Origin of the sequence: Pseudoalteromonas caenipelagi (assembly GCF_013140855.1) — a bacterium.
Lineage (GTDB): Bacteria > Pseudomonadota > Gammaproteobacteria > Enterobacterales > Alteromonadaceae > Pseudoalteromonas > Pseudoalteromonas caenipelagi.
Window position 1 is genome coordinate 49267 of the sequence record NZ_JABBPG010000003.1, and the last position, 19448, is coordinate 68714.

18 protein-coding genes are annotated in these 19448 nt (G+C 40.5%); 7 read left to right on the forward strand and 11 right to left on the reverse strand.

Features of this window, described 5'->3' with window-relative positions:
* Positions 1-32: 32 nt before the first annotated feature.
* The gene (locus tag HG263_RS08580) at positions 33-896 is read right to left on the reverse strand and encodes a LysR family transcriptional regulator (protein ID WP_171625684.1); all 864 of its coding nucleotides are present in this window, start codon (positions 894-896) and stop codon (positions 33-35) included.
* Between the two features lie 111 nt (positions 897-1007).
* Here HG263_RS08580 and HG263_RS08585 point away from each other — a divergent pair, with 111 nt between their 5' ends.
* The 3 genes from HG263_RS08585 to HG263_RS08595 all read left to right on the forward strand — a co-directional run bounded on the left by HG263_RS08585 (position 1008) and on the right by HG263_RS08595 (position 4756).
* Positions 1008-1670 (forward strand): glutathione S-transferase family protein, encoded by a 663-nt coding sequence (locus HG263_RS08585; protein ID WP_171625685.1) that lies wholly within the window; start codon positions 1008-1010, stop codon positions 1668-1670.
* Positions 1671-1672: 2 nt separating this feature from the next.
* A complete protein-coding gene (locus tag HG263_RS08590; protein ID WP_171625686.1) occupies positions 1673-2368 on the forward strand; it encodes an aspartate/glutamate racemase family protein in 696 nt (231 codons plus the stop codon).
* Positions 2369-2494: 126 nt separating this feature from the next.
* A complete protein-coding gene (locus HG263_RS08595; protein WP_171625687.1) occupies positions 2495-4756 on the forward strand; it encodes a TonB-dependent receptor domain-containing protein in 2262 nt (753 codons plus the stop codon).
* Between the two features lie 75 nt (positions 4757-4831).
* Here HG263_RS08595 and HG263_RS08600 read toward each other — a convergent pair whose 3' ends face one another.
* The 3 genes from HG263_RS08600 to HG263_RS08610 are packed head-to-tail and all read right to left on the reverse strand — an operon-like array spanning position 4832 to position 5676.
* A complete protein-coding gene (locus tag HG263_RS08600) occupies positions 4832-5023 on the reverse strand; it encodes a hypothetical protein (RefSeq protein ID WP_171625688.1) in 192 nt (63 codons plus the stop codon).
* A 9-nt stretch (positions 5024-5032) separates the two neighbouring features.
* Positions 5033-5203: a DUF1328 family protein gene (locus tag HG263_RS08605; RefSeq protein ID WP_171625689.1), complete on the reverse strand. Its 171-nt coding sequence runs from the start codon at positions 5201-5203 to the stop codon at positions 5033-5035.
* A 26-nt stretch (positions 5204-5229) separates the two neighbouring features.
* Positions 5230-5676, reverse strand: a complete 447-nt coding sequence (locus HG263_RS08610; protein ID WP_171625690.1) for a PA2169 family four-helix-bundle protein — start codon at positions 5674-5676, stop codon at positions 5230-5232.
* A 733-nt stretch (positions 5677-6409) separates the two neighbouring features.
* Here HG263_RS08610 and HG263_RS08615 point away from each other — a divergent pair.
* The 3 genes from HG263_RS08615 to HG263_RS08625 all read left to right on the forward strand — a co-directional run bounded on the left by HG263_RS08615 (position 6410) and on the right by HG263_RS08625 (position 8213).
* Entirely contained in the window at positions 6410-6958 is a 549-nt protein-coding gene (locus HG263_RS08615; protein ID WP_171625691.1) for a BON domain-containing protein, read from the forward strand.
* Positions 6959-7453: 495 nt separating this feature from the next.
* Positions 7454-7801 carry a hypothetical protein gene (locus HG263_RS08620; protein WP_171625692.1) on the forward strand — a complete coding sequence of 116 codons (348 nt, stop codon included), beginning with the start codon at positions 7454-7456 and terminating at the stop codon, positions 7799-7801.
* A 1-nt stretch (position 7802) separates the two neighbouring features.
* A complete protein-coding gene (locus HG263_RS08625) occupies positions 7803-8213 on the forward strand; it encodes a hypothetical protein (RefSeq protein WP_171625693.1) in 411 nt (136 codons plus the stop codon).
* A 294-nt stretch (positions 8214-8507) separates the two neighbouring features.
* Here HG263_RS08625 and HG263_RS08630 read toward each other — a convergent pair whose 3' ends face one another.
* The 6 genes from HG263_RS08630 to HG263_RS08655 all read right to left on the reverse strand — a co-directional run bounded on the left by HG263_RS08630 (position 8508) and on the right by HG263_RS08655 (position 15759).
* A complete protein-coding gene (locus tag HG263_RS08630) occupies positions 8508-10472 on the reverse strand; it encodes an ATP-binding response regulator (protein ID WP_171625694.1) in 1965 nt (654 codons plus the stop codon).
* A 13-nt stretch (positions 10473-10485) separates the two neighbouring features.
* Positions 10486-10932, reverse strand: coding sequence for a response regulator (locus tag HG263_RS08635; RefSeq protein WP_171625695.1), 447 nt, complete (start codon positions 10930-10932; stop codon positions 10486-10488).
* Positions 10904-12385 carry a sensor histidine kinase gene (locus HG263_RS08640; RefSeq protein ID WP_171625696.1) on the reverse strand — a complete coding sequence of 494 codons (1482 nt, stop codon included), beginning with the start codon at positions 12383-12385 and terminating at the stop codon, positions 10904-10906. The genes HG263_RS08635 and HG263_RS08640 overlap by 29 nt, the downstream gene beginning before the upstream one ends.
* Positions 12386-12455: 70 nt before the next feature.
* Positions 12456-12653 carry a histidine kinase dimerization/phospho-acceptor domain-containing protein gene (locus tag HG263_RS08645; RefSeq protein ID WP_171625697.1) on the reverse strand — a complete coding sequence of 66 codons (198 nt, stop codon included), beginning with the start codon at positions 12651-12653 and terminating at the stop codon, positions 12456-12458.
* A 29-nt stretch (positions 12654-12682) separates the two neighbouring features.
* Positions 12683-14068 (reverse strand): sigma 54-interacting transcriptional regulator, encoded by a 1386-nt coding sequence (locus HG263_RS08650; RefSeq protein ID WP_171625698.1) that lies wholly within the window; start codon positions 14066-14068, stop codon positions 12683-12685.
* Between the two features lie 53 nt (positions 14069-14121).
* Positions 14122-15759 (reverse strand): diacylglycerol kinase family protein, encoded by a 1638-nt coding sequence (locus HG263_RS08655; protein ID WP_171625699.1) that lies wholly within the window; start codon positions 15757-15759, stop codon positions 14122-14124.
* Between the two features lie 406 nt (positions 15760-16165).
* Here HG263_RS08655 and HG263_RS08660 point away from each other — a divergent pair, with 406 nt between their 5' ends.
* Complete coding sequence (locus HG263_RS08660; protein ID WP_171625700.1) at positions 16166-18190, forward strand: methyl-accepting chemotaxis protein; 2025 nt, start codon at positions 16166-16168, stop codon at positions 18188-18190.
* On the opposite strand, the gene HG263_RS08665 is transcribed toward HG263_RS08660, so the two are convergent.
* Positions 18180-19382, reverse strand: coding sequence for an iron-containing alcohol dehydrogenase (locus HG263_RS08665; RefSeq protein WP_171625701.1), 1203 nt, complete (start codon positions 19380-19382; stop codon positions 18180-18182). The two genes, HG263_RS08660 and HG263_RS08665, sit on opposite strands and share 11 nt — an antisense overlap.
* Between the last annotated feature and the right edge of the window lie 66 nt (positions 19383-19448).

Genomic DNA, 19448 nt, shown 5'->3' on the forward strand with positions numbered 1-19448 from the left:
TATGCCGCTATTTAATAACGGCATTTTTATTATCAGCTAGCTATATCGACATGCAGTGTTTGCGCGACGTATTGCTGTGCTAGTGCTGAGCAAAAATTGTCCGATACTGGGTTTTGCTGACTGTTAGAGCGCACTAATACAACATCCGCAACGGGTAGGCTTGGCAAAGTTCTATCATCCAATATAGTTAAATCACCAATACTGAGCTTACCCATAGCACCTACTGCTATACCGCTTCTTACAATACCTCTGAGTGCACTTGCGCTGCCACTGCAGGCGACAATCTTGTAGGCTCGATTTTGTTTATGTAACCCTTCTATAGCGGCTTGATGAAAGCGGCAATCCCGCTGGAAAATGGCAATGGGGAGCAAGGAGGATTGGGCAATCGGCTTATCTGGATGATGAACCCAAACACCAGGAGTTGATTCGAGTAAATAGCCTTCTTCTGAGTCAGAAGAACGAGTGATGATGGCTAAATCTAGATGGCCACTATCAATCATTATTTTAACTCGATTACTGGGCGTACAGATTATTTGTAAATCAAGGTTTGGCCAATGCTGGTGGAGGAGTCGAACTAATATTGGTAACACGGATTCTGCGTAATCATCTGGGCAGCCTAAGCGCAATAACGTACTTGGCTTAGCGGCATTCATTTGCTGCAGAGTATCATCATGAAGCTGCACTAATTGCTTAGCGTAGCGCGCAAAAATTTGTCCATCCAATGATAAGTTAAGTGTTCTACCTTGCTTTATAAATAGGGATTTACCTAAATCTAGCTCTAGTTTTTTCATCTGCATGCTGATGGCAGATTGAGTACGACTCACTTGTTTTGCCGCGCGGGTAAAACTACCTGTTTCAACAAATGCTAAAAAGCTTCGCAATGCATCGATATCCATTTTTCGTCCAAACCTATCAGTAATGCTGATAGGTTATATCAAAATTATCCGTTAGTCATGGCTGATATTATCCGCTTTAATAAGTGCACTTACTTATCAAGGAACAATAAAATGCAGTTATATATAGGCAACAAAAACTATTCAACATGGTCATTAAGAGCTTGGTTAATACTTGAAAAAAATAGCATTCCTTTTGAGGAGATTAAGTTACCACTCGACACTGAGGTCTTTTACGAGCGCTTAAAAGGCATTACACCCAGCTTGAAAGTACCTACTTTGGTTGACCAGAATACAGCTGTGTGGGATTCACTGGCAATTTGTGAATACATCAACGATGCTTATCTATCTGGGAAGGCTTGGCCCGAACAGACTTTAGTAAAGGCTAAAGCGCGTGCGATAGCTTGTGAAATGCACTCAGGGTTTAACGCGTTACGCAATGAAATGCCAATGAATATCCGTGCTAAACGTCGTTTGAACATTTCTGAGGCATGCAAAAAAGACATTGCACGGATAGAGCAGATTTGGACAGAGCAAAAGGCGCAATTCGCTGATAATGGTGGATGGTTATTTGGTCAGTGGTCAATTGCAGATGCGATGTTCGCGCCTGTTGTATTAAGGTTTAAAACGTATGGGATCGAGTTAAACTCACAAGCCAATATATACATGGACAAAGTGTGCAGTTGTCCAGCACTTAAAAAGTGGATTGATGCTGCATTACTTGAGCATGATATTGTTGCGATTGATGAAGCTGGCGAAGAGATTGTAAAGGAGTAAATATGAAAACCATTGGGCTGCTCGGGGGGATGAGTTGGGAGTCAACACTTAGTTATTATCGCTTTATTAATGAAGCGGTTAAATCAAAACTAGGTGGGCTTAACTCAGCAAAAATTATACTTCATAGTGTCAATTTTGCAGATATTGAAGCTTTACAGCGCACTGGTGATTGGCACCAGTGTGGCCAAGTTTTGGGCGAAGCAGCGCAAGGGCTTGAACTTGCTGGTGCTCAGTTTATCGTGATTTGTACCAATACCATGCATAAGGTATTTGAGCAGATCTCGCAGCATACCTCACTGCCTGTTTTACATGTTGCCGATGTGGTTGCGAATGCGCTAAAGGCCCAAAATGTTGAGTGTACTGCGCTTCTAGGCACGCGATTTACTATGCAAGAGTCGTTTTATATTGAACGACTAAAAAGCCATGGATTGTCCGTCATAGTACCTAGTGAAATAGAGCAAGAAGCGGTTGATAGCATTATTTACCAAGAGCTTTGTCTGGGTAAGATAGTCCCAAGTTCAAAAGCTAAGTATGTAGAAATTATCAATGCCTTGGCGCAACGTGGAGCACAAGGTGTGATCCTCGGATGTACCGAAATAGGCCTACTGATTTCGCAGCAAGATAGTGTTTTGCCATTATTTGATACAACGTATTTGCACGCCCAAGCGGTTGTAAATTATGCCATAAAATCATCCTAACTGGCGCTGCGAAACATTGCGATCTAGGCAAATTACACTATACCTATAACTAGCTGATCTTATCTTTGGTTTACGTTCATAATGAAAGCTTTGTTTAGTTTTTGCTGTATGTTGTGCAGTTGTGTAGTGAGCTTTTTTGCCTATTCTCAATCATCAGACGAACTGTTCGACTTGACCTTAGATGATCTTTTGGGTTTATCGGTTACATCGGGGTCTGATCGGGAAGAAAAGCTGCGAGATACACCCGCATCCATTCAAGTTGTCACAGCTGCCCAAATTCGACAGCGTGGTTATACTAATATCAGTGAAGTGCTTGCCGATTTATCTGGGTTTGATATCAACATGGCATATAGTGCTGATCGGGTCACATTTTATCAGCGTGGTTATCGCACCCCCAGTGTTCAGCGTTCTTTGATCATGGTCAATGGCATTATTAATAACCATCTTTGGAGTCATGATTTTCCTGCTAACAGACAAATTCCGCTCACAGGTATTGAACGTATCGAGGTGCTATCGGGGCCTGCCGGTGCGGTATACGGCCCCAATGCTTTCTTAGGCATTGTGAATATTATTACTAAAAAGGGCAAAGATTTAGACAAAGATGGCAGCGATTTTACCATGCAAGCTCAGCTAGCTGACTTTAACGCGAAAGGTTTAGATGTGAGTGCTCAAGGTAAGCAGGACAGATGGAGTTACTGGTTAAGCGGCAAAGTATTTGAAAGCGATGGACCTAAATTAAAGGACTTTGCTAGTTGGGGGTTCGTTAATGAGAAATATTTGTCTGACGAAGGATTTTGGGGGCCCGTACTTCAATATGGTCAGCATGGTCAACCTTATGGTCAATATCTTTCAAGAGACAGGGAAAGTGGTGTGTTTGGTGAGGTGAGTTTAGATAACTTTACGTTAGGGCTAAACCATTGGATAACGCATAACGGTTATGGAGTGCAATATAGCTTTGACAGAGGCCAACCCAATGCGGCATGGAGTAGAAAAACCACCATGTATTATCTAGAGCATCAAGATACACTCCAAAATGGCATTGGCATTAAGAGCTTTTTGAGTTTTCGTAAAGAACGTAGGTATGGAGATTGGGCTGAAGCCAGCCCCGACCAACAAAGTGAGCGTGCAAGTCTATCGTACGTAACCATTTCAGATTGGAACTCTCGAAGCTCATCTTGGAAAGCTCGGCAAGATTATGAATACCAGTATTCAGATATATTACACTTTGCGCTTGGCCTGAAATACGAACGCAAAGAGCTAACAAAAGCCTATGAAATTTGTGGTTATTGGGCATCCGCATTTTGTTCATTAGAGAGTGATGACGAATTGGGTCCATATGGTTTGGGTAAAGGAGTGTATTACTCAACAGATAAAACTATGCCCGTATCGCTTGGTGGGTTAGGTGATATGCCAGACTCTAACCTAATCAACACAACAGACAGGGGCGCTTACTTTAGAGCAACATTAAAAGAAGCATCTTGGTCACTCAGTGGTGCCGTCAGGTGGGATAATAACTCGATATATGGCACTTTTGTCAAGCCGCGACTCGCAGCAACTTATGATTATGATAAAAACAATACCTTGAAAATAATCTACGCAACAGCGTTTCAAGAACCAGCTCCGATTCAGCTGTATGGAGGATGGAATGGTCGAAATGCTAATCCAAATTTGTTGCCAGAAGAAGTGCGCGATCTTTCTTTGATCTGGATGTATCAAAGTGGAGCGTGGTTTAGTGATTTATCTGTTTATTACAGCAAGTACAAGAATGTTATAAAGGAAGAAGCGGATAATGCCGGCAAAAGAGATGTGAAAGGAATAGAGTGGCGAGTGAAATATGAAATGGATAATCATTGGTTTGATGCCGCACAAATAAGCAGTTACTTTAACTACAGTTATACCGATGTTACTAGTTATATTTACTATGACCATCAACGTGGACGCTGGATCGGAAATGGCAGTGCGGCGTGTGAGCAAGACGACACCTTGTGTGATGATTATCGTGTGCCTCTGGGTGATATTGCACCGCATAAGTTAAATGTAGGTTTGAATGTGCCTGTGAGTCGACAGTGGAGCATTAATACCAGATTTAGCTATGTATCTTCTCGGCACTTGTATCTGAGAAACCCTTTAAGATCAGAAGGAACCAAACTTGGTGACTATTTAACAACAAATTTAAGCGTGGTTTGGCAAAGTGATAAGCTCAGTGCTCACTTTAAAATTAACAACCTGTTTGATAGTCAAATATATCACCCTGGGGTAGGTTCTGCCGATTCAGGTGATGCATTTACTGATGCTGATGGTAAACTTTTGCGTTCACAAGGCTTTTATAGTTCCGTATTACCGCAAGTCGGCCGTAATTGGGAGTTGGTGATCACTGCGAGTTTTTGAATATAATGGTGATATATTGACTGTTATAGAAGACCCAAAAGTACTAGAGGTACTTTTGGGTTTAGTTTGGCTTATCTAGCAGTTTTCGTTCTCAGCTTTTGCAGTTTCTTTCACTTTTTCACAGGCATCTTCAATTGCATTTTTTGTGTCTGTGACCATTTCATCGACTTTTTCACCAGCATCTTCTGCGGGGCCGTCTGAGCAACCAGCTAACGCTAATAGCGCAGCTGCAGCAAATAATTGAACGAGTGTTTTTGAATTATTCATGTTTCATCCTTAGCCTTTTGGCTTATTAATTAAAGATGTTATAAATGACAGTGCTAAAAATGCTACAAAGATAAAGAACAGTATTTTAGCAATGCCAGCTGCTGCGCCCGCGATCCCCCCAAAGCCAAATACGGCGGCGACAAGCGCGAGAACAAGAAAAATCATCGTCCAGCGTAACATGGTAACCTCCTTTGAAATTCTAGCTTTTAAGATGTCGCTTCTTGCAGACCTTTCATCTCATCGTGATTTGCCTGCATTGTGATCCGAATCTGTTTTAAAGTCTGTTTGCAATCTGCAGGTAGTGGACTATTCAGCGCCTTATCAATTTTTTCCAATACTTTATCTTCAACTTCTTCGAGTTGAGAAATGTATGTATGCTCTTTATCTATGCTGATTAGAGCGATTACTTTTGTGTAAGATTCGCGAAGTTCAACACTAAAGGCGCTATCACTCTCAATCTTACCTTCATCAGCAACAATGAACTTTTGCAACTCAGATTGCGCTTTTGCTTTGTCGAGCATGTTTTGCTCGAAAATGCGCTCAAGCATTAAATTATCGACTTTCTTTTTTGCTTCGGTGTAAAACTCAACACCGCCATTTAATACTTTGATTAGTTCTTTTACTGCACTGAGGTCAAAGCTTGAATCAGTCATACAAACTCTCCTTAAAAATAAACAACTGTATATGGATACGAATATGACTTTGCATGTTCTACGCCATTATTTTTGTTGTTTACTTTCATGACATTACAATTTTTGTGTCGGGTGGTTATGAAATTTTTACGCATTGCCAGTAATGCCTTCCCGTAATTCTTACATGGCTGTTTGAACATAAAGCTGATGTCTCACTATTTCAGGGGTCACCTGAAGATGTATGTTCTAAAATGCTCACAATGCATATTAATGCCCATCGTTAAAGTGAGATGGTTAGCATAGTCATGACGAGGGTTGCTTTAAAAGCAGTTGTTACTAATAGAGAAGAGGGGGTTATCTGAGATTGTACGCAAAAGGTGATAGTTTGCTCTGTTGACAGAAATTGATTGAATACATGTTTAAGCTTACATGGCACGATATCCAAAAATATGAGTCCATGACACTTTATTAAATAGATAAAAATCCAACAAGTGCATTTGCGTATGTCGTATGCATGAATTACCAGTAATACCTTCAGCTGTTATCAATATAGATTTGGGCATGCTGTGTCAGTCCTAATTTAGCAAAAGCGTTCTAAAACTTACAAAAATCGAGAATATTTTACCTGTAAAAAGTTCATACAAGTCGTTAAAAGTGCACACTAAGAAACGTAACATTTTGATTTTATTATGCTTGTTTTTTGGTATAAGTTCTGCATTATCAAATTCGACTTAATAATTTAAGGAGAATGATTATGAAACGCACTTTAATAACTTTTGCTATCACTTCGGCTTTGGTTGCTACATCAGTGAGCGCGAATGAAAACAAGTGGGAAAAAGAGGCAAGCGACGCCTGGATTGATGGTAAAGCAGAGGCAACCCTTCTATTCAATACGAACTTGAATTCCTTTGACATTAATACAGATGTTCAAGGCGGAGTCGTTGTTTTAACAGGTAAAGTTGAAAATGGTATCGACAAAAAATTAGCTGAAGAACTGGTTGAAGGCATTGATGGTGTGAAAGCTGTTGATAATCGCATTAGCATTGTTGAAAACCATAAACGCAGTGAAAAGGATGAATCAACATTTACAGACGCAAAGATTGCGACTGTAATCAAAACGAGACTGTTGTTTGATAGTGATCTAGATGGGACCGATATTAATGTAGATGTCGAGAACGGCAAAGTAACGCTCAGCGGTGAAGTTGAGTCAACTTCAGAAAAACAGTTAGCAATAGAAATTGCAAAAAATACTGATGATGTGCGAGGCGTTAGCGCACGCTTGAAGATAGTAAAAGGTTCTTAATCTCAAAAGTTAGCAAGCGCTCCATTGGGGCGCTTTCCTCACGAACACACTTTAATTCAAAATGTTTCTATAAACTATCAAGCATCATAATGCCCAGCAGGTGAAAAGACGCTATGGGCTTTTAAATAACACATGTTCATTTAGTGTAATGTATAAAAGCAAGCGGGTAGCGCTTGCTTTTCTCTTTTCATTTTAATATGTTACAAGGTGATCTTGAAGGTGTGAGTCTTTTTTGCAAAGTATTGACCAAATTACCCATCAATTGCAGACACATTTTACCTCTCCTCAACATTGTGTTGATTTTCGCCACGCTCTATTCTTGGCACTTTTTTGCTTTAAGGTATGTGAAAACAGTACTGTGTAAATTCTTCTCAATCAGGGAGGAAAAATTACAATTTCAGTTTTAATGTTTTTTAAGCTATTGATTTGCATGTCATTTATTTTGGCTTATTGATTGCAATAAATAAATGGAATTCATTGTAACAAGGAGAAATCATGACAGCTAAAAATACTGCAACCAGTAAATCGAATAGCAAAACTAACTCAGCAACCAATTCTGCGCACACGATGGATAGTGATGTTGCTCATCCTGTTTCAGATAAACTTGCTGACTCGTTACATCATACTGTAGATGGTTTGCATTCGACCGCAGCACAGGCTGAAGAGGCACTCAGGACCAAAAGTGGTGAATCTACAACGGCTATAAAAGCGCAATCAAGGTTGCTAAGACAAAAGTGGAATAATTCAAGCGTGAAACAATATGCGTCAGAAAACCCTGTGAAAGCGGCTGGGGTAGCATTTACAGCAGGTGCTTTGTTAACGTTATTTTTAAGGAAGAAATGAGATGAAAGAGTCACTTAGTTCTGCACACTCGGAACAAGGCTCAGTAAGTCTGAAAGCGCAATTTGACGCGCTTTCAGATCAAGGCCGTCAGTTAATAGCAAGTTATATCGACTTGTTTTCGAATTACTCCGACTTGCTCAAAGCAAAGCTAAAAGCGAATTTGAAGATACTTATGACTATTTTCTCACTCATTGTCGCTGCGGTTATGCTTTTAACTATGGTGTGGGCAAGTCTGCAAGTGGTATTTGCCTATGCCTTAGTGTCGACGGGATTTAGTTGGTATGCATCAGCTGGCGTGGTAATGACAGTGAATGTTGTACTGGTTTATTACCTAATTGCAACTGCAGTAAAGTTATTTGATAAAGCCAGTGGTGATTTGTTAGATGACTTCTTCAATATTGATAATGAATAGGATCACTATGACGCTCTTAGCAACTCACATTTACAAATTGACTAATGCTGAAGTGAATGAATGTAGGAACCATTACCACAAAGCGCTGTTACGTCATACTCTCATTAAGGCTTGCATATCTACTCAGTTAAAGGAAGCTCTGTGCTCACCGGTGATATTGGCTGGAGTATTCGCAGGAGGAATTGTTGCATGTCGGTCTAAACGATTTAAAACGCTTAGGCGATTGGCTCGGCTTAGACAGATAATATTGCAAATAGGGTGATAGTTTGTGTATCACCCTAAAGGCCAATGCTGTTATCCATATTCGTGTTCTAGCAAAGTTCTTAGATCGGGCAAAGATACAGGCTTGAGTAACACTTTATCAATATTTCCTGCTGATAATCGTTGAGGCTCTGGGTCTGAACCGCTCACAATCACTATTTTTTGGTTAGGATTTATCGCGCGAATTTTCTTTGCAGCATCAAAGCCTGAACCATCGGGCAGCGCCAGATCAAGTAGTACTAAATCGAAGTTTTCAACTTCATGGTACAGGGAAAGGCTACTACTTATGTCGTTTGTTTGACTGACATTCGCGCCAAGCGATGAAAGTAACAAAGTCATCAGCTCTCTGGCATCATCATCATCTTCTACTAGGAGAATTTGCTTTGTGTTAAATGACGGTGTTGACGAAGAGCGTGATGTTACTGCTTTACTTTTAATGGCTCCTAAATGGGAGGACAAGGTACTGTGTATTTGAGCGACATTGATTGGTTTGGTCAAACAATCATTAAAACCAAGCGCTTCTAGCGTCTCTTTATTGCCTTTTTGAGCTGCGGCAGTGAGCGCTACAATGGGGGTTTCAATGCTTTGTTTTCTGATTGCGAGAATTGCTTCTCGGCCATCCATTTGTGGCATATGCAAATCCATGAAGACTAAATCGATATTATTGGTGTGACTTAAAATATCGACCGCTTGCTTACCATTATCTGCCACAGTTACGGTTGCACCTGTATTGGAAATTAAGTCTGTAATTAAAGTTCTAATTTCAGGTACGTCCTCGACCACAAGTACGTGACCACTTAAACATGGAATAGGGGGAGGTACAGTTTCTGCTGTTGTTTGTTGTAAGTTTAATTGCACCATTGGCACTTGATGTGCGTCTACTTCTTTGCTTAGGGTATCGACATAAAATGAAAATAGGCTGCCTTGACCAAGCGTAGATTTGACTGTTAGCCCTCCACCGAGCAACTCTATGAGTGCTGAACTGATCGCCAGACCAAGACCTGCCCCTTCATTTGTTTTAGTGGTGGTGTCTTGAACTTGCTCAAATGGATTGAATATACGTTTGAGCTTTGTTTCGGGAATACCAATTCCTGTATCTTCGATTGAGAAATATAGCCGCGCTTGTTTGAATTCAAGTTTGATGCTAATAGCACCTGAATCAGTGAACTTAATGGCGTTATAAATAATATTAGTGAGCACTTGGCGAAGACGTGTTGTGTCATTAAATATTCTTTCAGGTATTGCTGATTTGGCCGAAATGGAAAAATTCAGATTTTTCTTTTTGGCAGCCATGCGAAATAAGCTTTGTAAGTCAGCAAGAAAATCATTAATTGCAAACCATTCCTTAGACAAAGATATGGTGTTAGCCTTTATTTTTGATAAATCTAATACGTCATTAAGAAGGCTAAGCAAGTGCTGGCTGTTGTTATTGATTATGGATAGCTCTGGTTTGATACTGTCTAGTTCATGGCGAGTGAGTAATAGGTCTGTGTAGCCCATAATGGAGGTTAGTGGAGTTCTAAGCTCGTGACTTAAATGTGCTAAAAATCTATCTTTGGCGCGATTGTCGGCTTCAACTCTAAGCCTTTCTAAGCGTTCGTTGGTTAGTTCTTTGCGAGCAAGGGCATAACGAATTGCGCGGATAAATCGTACGCTATTTATCTCTGACTTTACAAGAAAGTCTTCAGCTCCGAGTTCAAGCGCTCGATTATCTAATATGGGATCTGCTTGTCCTGTGAGCATAATAAAAGGTGTTGAGTTACCCATTTCTTTTGCGGCTTGTAAAACAGACAGGCCTGTGTGAGCACCAAGTTGATAATCTAATAGGCACAGATCAAATGTTGTGTGCTCAAGCTCGGAGGTAATTTCTTCATAATTACTTAGCCAAGTTACTTTAAAGTCAAAGTCGAGCATTTCATTGAGATAATCCGAAGCGAGTATGTAATCATCTTCATCATCTTCAATTAGTAATAGTTTTATCGTTTTATCATTACCCATTTAATGCTCCATTTTAGGGGAGTTCTACAATTTCAATCCAATATTTTCCTAAGTTTTTCATTAACTCCACTAAGCCTTCAAAGTTGACGGGCTTTGAAATATAGGATGCTGCACCAAGGTCATAACCACGAAGCTTGTCTTCTTCTTGCTTGGATGTTGTGAGAATCACCACGGGAATCTGTCGTAGGTTTACGTCAGCTTTCATTTCTTTGAGTGCTTGCCGGCCATCCATTCTTGGCATATTTAAATCTAGCAAGATGAGGCTAGGACGAGGGTACATGGTTACATCTTCAAATTTCCCCTCGTTCCGAAGGTACTCAAGAAGTTCAATGCCGTCATTAACAAAATTAATGGTATTGAGCACACGGCTTTCTTCTAGTGCATCTTGAGTGAGCATACGATCATCTTCATCATCGTCAGCCATTAAAATGTTAATGGCTCTTGGTTGTAAGTAGTTCATTGGTATTATCCTTTACACTGAATGTGTTTGCGTCAGTGGGAAGTAAAATGGTGAAGGTAGCACCACCATCAGGTTGACTAGTAGCATTAATTTGACCGCCATGCCGCTCAACGATACGTCTACACACGGCTAAACCAATACCAGTGCCGGCATACTCTTTACGCGTATGTAAGCGCTGAAATGGCGTAAATATTTTCTCAGCGTATTCTGTAGCGAAGCCAATGCCGTTGTCACTCACTGTTATTTTAAACCAATCTCCCTGATTGTTAAGAGTAATATGATCGGGAGCACTGGTGCTTTCACATGTCACTTCTATAATAAGGGCTCGTTGAGCATGGCGAAATTTAACTGCATTAGAGATTAAATTAGAAAACAGTTGGCTAAGTTGACTGGCGTCAGCAACAACGACAGGAAGTGGGTGGACAACAATGGTACTTTGACTTTCTTCTATGGCAATTTCTAAATCTTCCGTCACTTTTTGTATAAGAATATTTAGGTTGACCTCTTCAAAAGGTTTACCACGGGTTGTGACTCGTGACAATTCTAGTAGGTCAGAAATTAGCGTCGACATACGAACTGCGGCTGAATTCATTCGATTTAGATAGTCTCGGCCTTTGTCACCGAGCTGTTCGCCGCAGCTATTGGTTAACCTATCTGCAAACGCACGTATTTTCCTTAAAGGTTCTTGGAGGTCGTGAGATGCCACAAAGGCAAAATCCTCTAACTCTCTGTTACTGCGGTTTAGCTCCTCTGTATACACTTCCAATGCATGGGTGCGTTCTTTCACTTTTTGTTCCAGCGTTTGGTTATACGCTTCAAGTTGCTGTTTGGCGAGTTTTTGATTTTTTAGATGTTTAGCGAGTAAAACAAGAATGAATATGCACATAGGTATGCTTAAAACGGTAAACCAGACAACGTTATTTCTGGCTTGAGTTCTCGCTTTATCTAAGCGCTGTAGTAACTCTTCCCGGATGAGTGTTTCTTCTTCTATAATCACTCGATATAAATCACGCATGTTACCTTGTGATAGCTGTACATCTTGTAAAATTCTCTCGCTTTGTGATTCATCTGAAGATGTTGCCAGCTCGATACTTGCAGTTAACGAATGCAATTTTATTTGCGCAAGTTTGGCAAAATTTTCAATGCGCTTTTGCTGAGTACTGCTTTGTGATCTAACTTGTTGCAGCCTCTCTACAGTGCTCTTGAATTGTGTAATGTTGTTGTTATAACGGGCTAAAAAATCGTGTTCTTTTGATAGTAGGTAGCCTCGTTGGCCTGATTCAGCATTGAGCATGCTAATATTCATACTATCGATAGCGAGCATGACCTCACCTGCATTCGTTAGCGCTTTTTGAATACCAGCAATATCTTGAATGTTTTTCAATCCAATGACCGCGTTAGTGAGGACTGCACCGATGATTAGCACCGCATTGAGCCAAGTGAATCGAGGCATACTTAGTCTACTAATAAAGCCATTCATGATAGTCGATGTCCTTTGATGCTTGTGCTCGTCCAATACATAGTCATAACTTTGTCATTTTTTGGATAGTGTTACTGCATTCTTTTGTACTGAGAATGATTTGATCTGCTATTTTCTTTATTTCTTCAGGAGAAATAGATTTATCAACCATGATTTTAAGTAACTCTGCATTCATGGAAATGTGATTTAATGGCTTTCTTGCATCATGGGCGATTTCTTCAAGTTCTGATTTATATTGCATGGTGTTGTAAACCTCCAAATTAAATAACCTCAATGTGAATGCTGATAAGTGTTTAATCTGTTATAGAGTGTTTTTGTACTGATCCCAAGGAGCTTAGCTGCGTTGGTTTTATTACCATCTACTGAGTCAAGCGTTTTGTAGATCAGCTCTTTTTCTAATGCTTCGATGGTTGTGCCAACAGCTATATCAGGTTTGTTAATTAGTTGGTCTTGAGCTTGAACAACCTGACAATCGGCTTGAGTTGTTGCACTGCTGCGTCTTGAAAAAGGTGAGTCAAGCGTGTCAGGAAAGACCAAGCATTTATGTCGTAAATCGGCCATGATATATGCTCGGTGAATAGTATGCTTAAGCTCACGGATATTGCCAGGCCAGTCATGCTGTACAAGCCTATCCAAATCGGGCCTGCTCATAGTGATTTGAGTATCATGTTGCTGATTTAATTCATTGAGAAAATACTTGGCGAGTAATGGAATATCATCTTTTCTTTCTCTAAGGGGCGCAATCGTGATGGGGAACACAGCCAGACGAAAATAAATATCTTCTCGCAATACTTTATTTTGAGCAATTTCTTCTACAGAGCGGTTCGTCGCTGATACTACGCGACAGTTTACGGGGGTACTTTTTGTGCCGCCAACCTTTGTAACGGTTTGTGTCTCTAATACGCGCAATAAGTTTGGCTGCATATCAATGGGCATTTCTGTTAGTTCATCCAAAAACAGAGTGCCGTTTTTCGCTAATTCAAATACCCCTTGCTTTTGTGCGTTGGCACCGGTGAAAGCCCCCTTTTCATGACCAAACAATTCACTGCCAATTAAATCTTTGGGGATTGCTCCACAGTTTACCGACACGCGGTCCCCTGTGTTGTTACTTGCATTGTGAATTGCCTGAGCGACCATTTCTTTACCAACGCCACTTTCTCCTAACAGCATTACGTTAGCATCGGTTCTGGCAACTCGTTCGATCATTAGATACATCTCTTTCATAGCTTCAGATTCGCCAATCAGACAGCCAAAATGGCGTGTGTAGTCTTTGCTGTCTCTTTTACCTTCAACCTTTGTTTTGTGAGATGTGGTAAACAGTATTTTTTTTAAATCGTCAGCATCAATTGGCTTGGTTAAGTGGCCAACATTATCATTGCATAATTCAGCAATAGCATTTTTAACACTTGGGTGACCTGTGACCATGGTTACAGATGAAGGAATATTTGCGCTTTGAATATAGTCCAGCAGGTGTAATCCGCTGCCGTCGGGGAGCATAAAATCTAACAAAATGTGATCGAAAGTCTGTGTCGATAGCCATTGCTGTGCCTCTTTAATCGATGCTGCACAATATACGTCACAGTCCAAGTACTCAATTATTCGACATGCAAGTTCAGAGAATTCCAAGTCATCATCAACCAATAATACGCTTTTCACTAGTTCATATCCTTTAATGCTTATTCGAGCATTCTATCTAATATTTAGAGTTTTTACATGTTGTTTGAGTTAGCCCAGATAATCGATAAACTTGCAGGCTGTACGCTTATCGTTAAATCGCATGCAGATTCAATTTCGCCATCTATTGAGTACTGAAACATTGAATCGCAGCTAATTTGAACTGTTTTTGCTTGATAATGTTGTATTTTAAAATTTTTATTATCGGCCTGCTTGATACTGTTTGTTACAAGCTCCGCTAAACTGAGCATGCGTTCTGATGCATTATCGGTGTAGTCTAGTTGCGTTATATCAAGCAATCCATCTTGCCAGTCTGGTGCTCCACCACCTTGGGCAAGTAAGGTACTAAAAGGTGCTGCGTTGGCAACTGCCAAGCTACTGCATTGAACATCTTGTTTGGTCTGCCCGTCTAATGATAGTTTGATAACCATTTTGTGATTTTTTAGCAGTGCGTTAAAAAAGCCTTGGATATAAGCTAGTTGGCCCATGTTATTTTTTTGCTCTCGATTCGCATGATCAATCATGCGTTCTTCATATCCGATAGCAACAACAAGTAAAGCCGTTTGCTCATTACATGTCATGGTATCCATGTTGACAGTTTGGTGGTTTAAGATGGCCTTACTTGCCTCGGTTATTGGGCTGATTTTACTACTAAACCCCAAGAGAACATGTGCAAGGGCATTGGCTGTACCCATTGGTAATATACCAAGTGTGTGCGGTGTGTCTTTTATTGCAGATGCGACTTGAGTAACGGTTCCATCTCCACCACATGCCACAAATGTGCTCGTATCATCACAAGCGTTGACTAGTGAGGAGGTTAATTTGGTCATATCAGTGTCTTTTTCTGTAAAGTGAAAGTGTAATTGGTACTTTTTGGTCAGTTCACCAATGATTTCATTATCGTGCTGATACCATTTTCCTGAGCCTGAAACGGGGTTTATGATCAATTGCAGCTCTTGAGGTGCATGCTCAATGAGTTGTTTACTAACAGATATGAGACTCTTAAGTTGTTTTTTATTTAGCCTTGCTGTGCCGCGAATGTTTTGAACTTGTTGCATTACTTCTCGAACGGATAACTCAGGTTGAGAGACTAGTAAATATGCGCACAAGGTGAAAAACGAGCGGCCTCTACCCAGTGCGCAATGAATAACCACTTTGTTTTGGAGCCGGTGTTGAGATTTTATCCAATTAATCGCGTGCACCAACTGCGCCTGATTTGGTGAGTAATGATCCAGAATTGGAATATTTAGATAATATAACCCTTCTTGTTCGGCAGACCAGTTTAGACCGTCAAATTCTGCGGTTACATCAACGATGGCATTTACACCTTCAGCCTCTAGCATCTCAATATCTGTTGGAAATAATCTACAAGCTAAGAAGAGATTGGAAGAAATCTGCTGTATTGCTGGGACTTTGTCGTTGTGACGTGCAAAGGCGTTATATAGCTGAGCGCCAGCTAGATAGGGTAATAATAACAGTTTAATCCAAATAGGAATTGAACCAGTTTCAGACTTTCTGAATATTTTTGGGTAGTTGGTTACATAGGCAAGTAAAACGCAAAAGAAAGACATTGAGATCCATAAAGAAGGAATTAATAACCAACCTTCTCGACTAACCCAGACTAGTACGAACGACAAGAGCATAGCCGCGGCATAATATTTTATCATTTTCATTAAGTTAGAGCTCCTTGATTACTTAATATGAATAGCAAAATCTACGCCATACATCTTAATTTTAAGACTTTGATTTTAAAGTACTTATATTAAAGGCTGTGCTTGATGTGTCAAATTTACTTGAACAGTTGAACAAAATTGTAACTTTTACAGAGTAATAATTGTAAAAGGTACAAGCTAGCTCGGTATTCTTTTGTAATTTGGGGTACTGTAAGTTTTAAAATAGCACAAAAAGTTGTTGAGTTAGCTTGGTTGTGCCATGTTTAAAAAGGTTTTTTAAGTTTTTACTGTTTTAGAGGTTTGATATAACAAACAATTTTAAAGTTTTTATTCTAATTTCTGATCATGTATGAAATATTAACCTTTTGATTTGTATTAGGAGTGTGCGTTCTGCACGAATAGCCAAATGCTTAAACAACTTTCCATCAAGCAAAAGATAATATTGGGGTTTTCCAGTTTAGGGGCTCTGTTATTAATCTCAAGCGGACTAGCTTATACCGCCCTTAAGCAGATACATCATGCCAATATGGAGGTTAAAAGTGTTGCGTTGCCAATTTTGAAAACGGCGAATGCGCTACAGCTTCAACAAAGTACATTAAGTAAATTGGTTTCAAAAGCATTTAGCGAAAATGATCAAGCAAACCTCAAAAGTATCGCCTCGCGTTTTGCAAAAGGACAACATCACTATCAGCAGAAATTATCTGAGCTGCATGACGTAACCGTAAATAAGCCGCAGTTTTCTGCTTTGTTGAACAACATTGTGTCGGTGAGCAAAGAAATAGATCAACAAGCAAAGTTATTACTATCAGCAAAACAAGAAATTTTTGAAGCGCGTCTTTCCATCAAAAGCGATATGCAAAAGTTTGAGCAGTATCGTGCTGTTGCCAGCGATGCAATGTTAAACCTTGAACTGGTAGAAACTGACAATACACGCCAACGTGCAGAGGTTGCAGGAACTGGCATACGCATCGATGACATGATGTATACCTTGAGTGACAACGTGAAAGTGATAAACCAGCTAGAAGCGGCTAGCTGGCAATCCCAACAAGAGGATGTGCGTTTTTTACTCGGTAATGTTCAAGATAATTTTGAGTTTTTAAAACGCCAGTCTCAAGGATTAGATGTCAGTGAACTATTAAATGAGTTTAGTGAGCAGTTAACTAAAATGACTGTGTTGCTAGATGCGCCAGGCTCGCTATATCAAAGTGTCGAACAAAAGTTAACTGCTATTGCGCAAGCGGATATGGCATATAAACAAGCAGAACTCTCCACTGATAAAGTGCAAGATACACTACAGAAATTGCAAATGGTGTCAGATGAGCAGTTTAGATTTTATGAAAGTATTGCAGAGCAAAAAATACAACAAGCACAGCATACCGCGCTGATAATGGCACTGGTATTTATCGTTTTGGCTGTTTTTATTGCCATATCAACCAGTCGAGCGATGTTAGGTCCGTTGGCTGCGGTGAATAAAATGTTAGGTTATTTAGCGCAAGGAGACTTTTCTCGTGCGATGAAAAAACGCAGTGATGATGAATTTGGCATGCTGATCGATAACATTAATCGCGTAAAGGACAGTTTAAGAGTACTACTAGAGGATATAAACACCAAAGTACATGAGCTTGAGCAAATGTCCGAGTCAACGCAGCAGCGCAGTCAAACGTTGGCGCAGAACTCACAGCAACAATTAACGCGCATTGATAGTGCTGCGAATTTAGCATCTGAAATTGCTAACAGTGCGCAACAAGTCAGTGCAGAGTCAGCAACAACCCTGAACAGTATTCAACAAGCACAAGAGCAAAGTTTAAGTGTTAACCAAATCGCAAATGATAATAAACAACACATGTTGTCGCTCAATACTAAGATGGCTAACGCTGTAGATGTGATGGATAAATTAACCCTTCACAGCGAAAGTATTGAATCGATTTTAGACACCATCGTCTCTATCGCTGAGCAAACTAATTTATTGGCATTGAATGCGGCCATAGAAGCAGCTCGAGCAGGAGAGCAGGGGCGTGGCTTTGCGGTGGTCGCAGATGAAGTGAGAACCTTGGCTGCTCGAACTCAGTCTTCGACCAATGAAATTAGTACCATGATTGAGTCGCTGCAGCAGGACACGAAGCTTGCCAATAACGCCATTGTTGATGGTCAAAGTACAAGTCAAGCATGTGCTCAAAGAAGTGAGTCTTTATCTGAGGCAATTGCACAAATTGAGCAAGTGTTGATACAAGTTCATGGCTTGAGCGCACGTGCCAGTGATGTAGCGAGTGAGCAAGTATCTTATTGCAATAAAATAGAAGGTGTTATGGCCAATGCGCAGCAAACAGCCAAAGATAATGCCAATGAAATGCAGCATATGGCCCAAGCCAGTGAGTCTTTAAGCCGATTTGCTAATTCATTAACTGAGTTAGTGAGTCGCTTTAAGCTATAACGCTGACGGAATGTAGAATATTACGGCACTCATTGAAGTTCATGAAGTAGGGGACAGGATAATCTGGGTGGGCTTCTTTTAAAGCCTCCTTGGCTAGCGTATCAATATCTTCATGACGCAGTTCGCTAAAGTGAGTTTGGATATTCATGTTCTCAAGAAGCAGCTCAATATGTGCCAATAAGTCTTGTGCTTGGCGAGCGGTCGGATAGTCCAAAGAGGTGAGCCGACACTCTCTCGCTATCATAGCAAGCGTTTTGTTAACTCTTTGTCCATACCAGCGTAATACTGGCAATAATAAAACGGCGTTCGATAATCCATGGGCCGTACCATAATTGGCACTTAGTTGGTGTGAAATAGCATGTACATAACCAACCGAAGTTCGAGTAAATGCTTGTCCAGCATAAAATGATGCCAGCAACAACTGCTCTCTAGCATGCACATCATCGCCATTTTCATAGGCTTTGGGGAGATAAGTAAAAATAATATCACAGGCTTCGAGTGCACGCTGTCTGCTAAAGGCTAGGGTGTTGACGCTTAAGAGTGCTTCAATAGCGTGAGTTAAAGCATCTATGGCTGTGGTTGCGGTGAGATGGGGCGGTAGGCTGACAGTTAGCTCAGGTATTAGCACCGCGTGTTGTGGCACCAAAGAAAAGTCGGTTGCCGCATATTTTAATTGTGCTTGGGGGTCATTAACAACCGCCGCTACCGTGGTTTCTGCGCCAGTGCCAGCTGTGGTTGGAATCGCAATGTTAGGAGGAAGCCGCTTTAATACTTTAAAAAGGCCTTTAAAATCTGAGACTGCTTTGTTTGGCCTGACAACTTTTGCACCGATGAGTTTAGCACAATCTATAACCGAGCCACCGCCAATGGCGACGATCCCGCTACAGTTATTTTGCTGATAACAAATAAAGCCTTGTTCTACGTTACTAATACTTGGGTTGGGATGAACGAAATCAAATACAACAGAGTTAAAACCTAATTTTTGAATGAGTGCAAGTTGAGCATTGATTATGGGCAGCTTATGAAGCGTTTTATCTGTAACGATAAGTAGGTTGCTACTTTTATTTAGATGCAGTGCATTAATCGCGTCGGCAAGCGCATTGTGACCACGATGTAGCTGCGGATTGGGCACACCGACAAAAACAACAATACATTTCAAAATAAAGTGATAGCAACGGTAAAGTAGTGCCATGTTTATACTCAATTTTTCTTCTAGAACAAAAATGTAGCATAAAGTAATTTATTCATCTAATGTCGT

What these genes read in the sequence shown, in the direction of transcription:
- HG263_RS08630 (WP_171625694.1), bottom strand. Translation starts at nt 10,472, where the DNA reads ATGGGTAATGATAAAACGATAAAACTATTACTAATTGAAGATGATGAA.
- HG263_RS08585 (WP_171625685.1), top strand. Translation starts at nt 1,008, where the DNA reads ATGCAGTTATATATAGGCAACAAAAACTATTCAACATGGTCATTAAGA.
- HG263_RS08620 (WP_171625692.1), top strand. Translation starts at nt 7,454, where the DNA reads ATGACAGCTAAAAATACTGCAACCAGTAAATCGAATAGCAAAACTAAC.
- HG263_RS08655 (WP_171625699.1), bottom strand. Translation starts at nt 15,759, where the DNA reads ATGAAAATGATAAAATATTATGCCGCGGCTATGCTCTTGTCGTTCGTA.
- HG263_RS08615 (WP_171625691.1), top strand. Translation starts at nt 6,410, where the DNA reads ATGAAACGCACTTTAATAACTTTTGCTATCACTTCGGCTTTGGTTGCT.
- HG263_RS08625 (WP_171625693.1), top strand. Translation starts at nt 7,803, where the DNA reads ATGAAAGAGTCACTTAGTTCTGCACACTCGGAACAAGGCTCAGTAAGT.
- HG263_RS08600 (WP_171625688.1), bottom strand. Translation starts at nt 5,023, where the DNA reads ATGAATAATTCAAAAACACTCGTTCAATTATTTGCTGCAGCTGCGCTA.
- HG263_RS08660 (WP_171625700.1), top strand. Translation starts at nt 16,166, where the DNA reads ATGCTTAAACAACTTTCCATCAAGCAAAAGATAATATTGGGGTTTTCC.
- HG263_RS08665 (WP_171625701.1), bottom strand. Translation starts at nt 19,382, where the DNA reads ATGGCACTACTTTACCGTTGCTATCACTTTATTTTGAAATGTATTGTT.
- HG263_RS08605 (WP_171625689.1), bottom strand. Translation starts at nt 5,203, where the DNA reads ATGTTACGCTGGACGATGATTTTTCTTGTTCTCGCGCTTGTCGCCGCC.
- HG263_RS08590 (WP_171625686.1), top strand. Translation starts at nt 1,673, where the DNA reads ATGAAAACCATTGGGCTGCTCGGGGGGATGAGTTGGGAGTCAACACTT.
- HG263_RS08645 (WP_171625697.1), bottom strand. Translation starts at nt 12,653, where the DNA reads ATGCAATATAAATCAGAACTTGAAGAAATCGCCCATGATGCAAGAAAG.
- HG263_RS08635 (WP_171625695.1), bottom strand. Translation starts at nt 10,932, where the DNA reads ATGAACTACTTACAACCAAGAGCCATTAACATTTTAATGGCTGACGAT.
- HG263_RS08610 (WP_171625690.1), bottom strand. Translation starts at nt 5,676, where the DNA reads ATGACTGATTCAAGCTTTGACCTCAGTGCAGTAAAAGAACTAATCAAA.
- HG263_RS08640 (WP_171625696.1), bottom strand. Translation starts at nt 12,385, where the DNA reads ATGCCTCGATTCACTTGGCTCAATGCGGTGCTAATCATCGGTGCAGTC.
- HG263_RS08580 (WP_171625684.1), bottom strand. Translation starts at nt 896, where the DNA reads ATGGATATCGATGCATTGCGAAGCTTTTTAGCATTTGTTGAAACAGGT.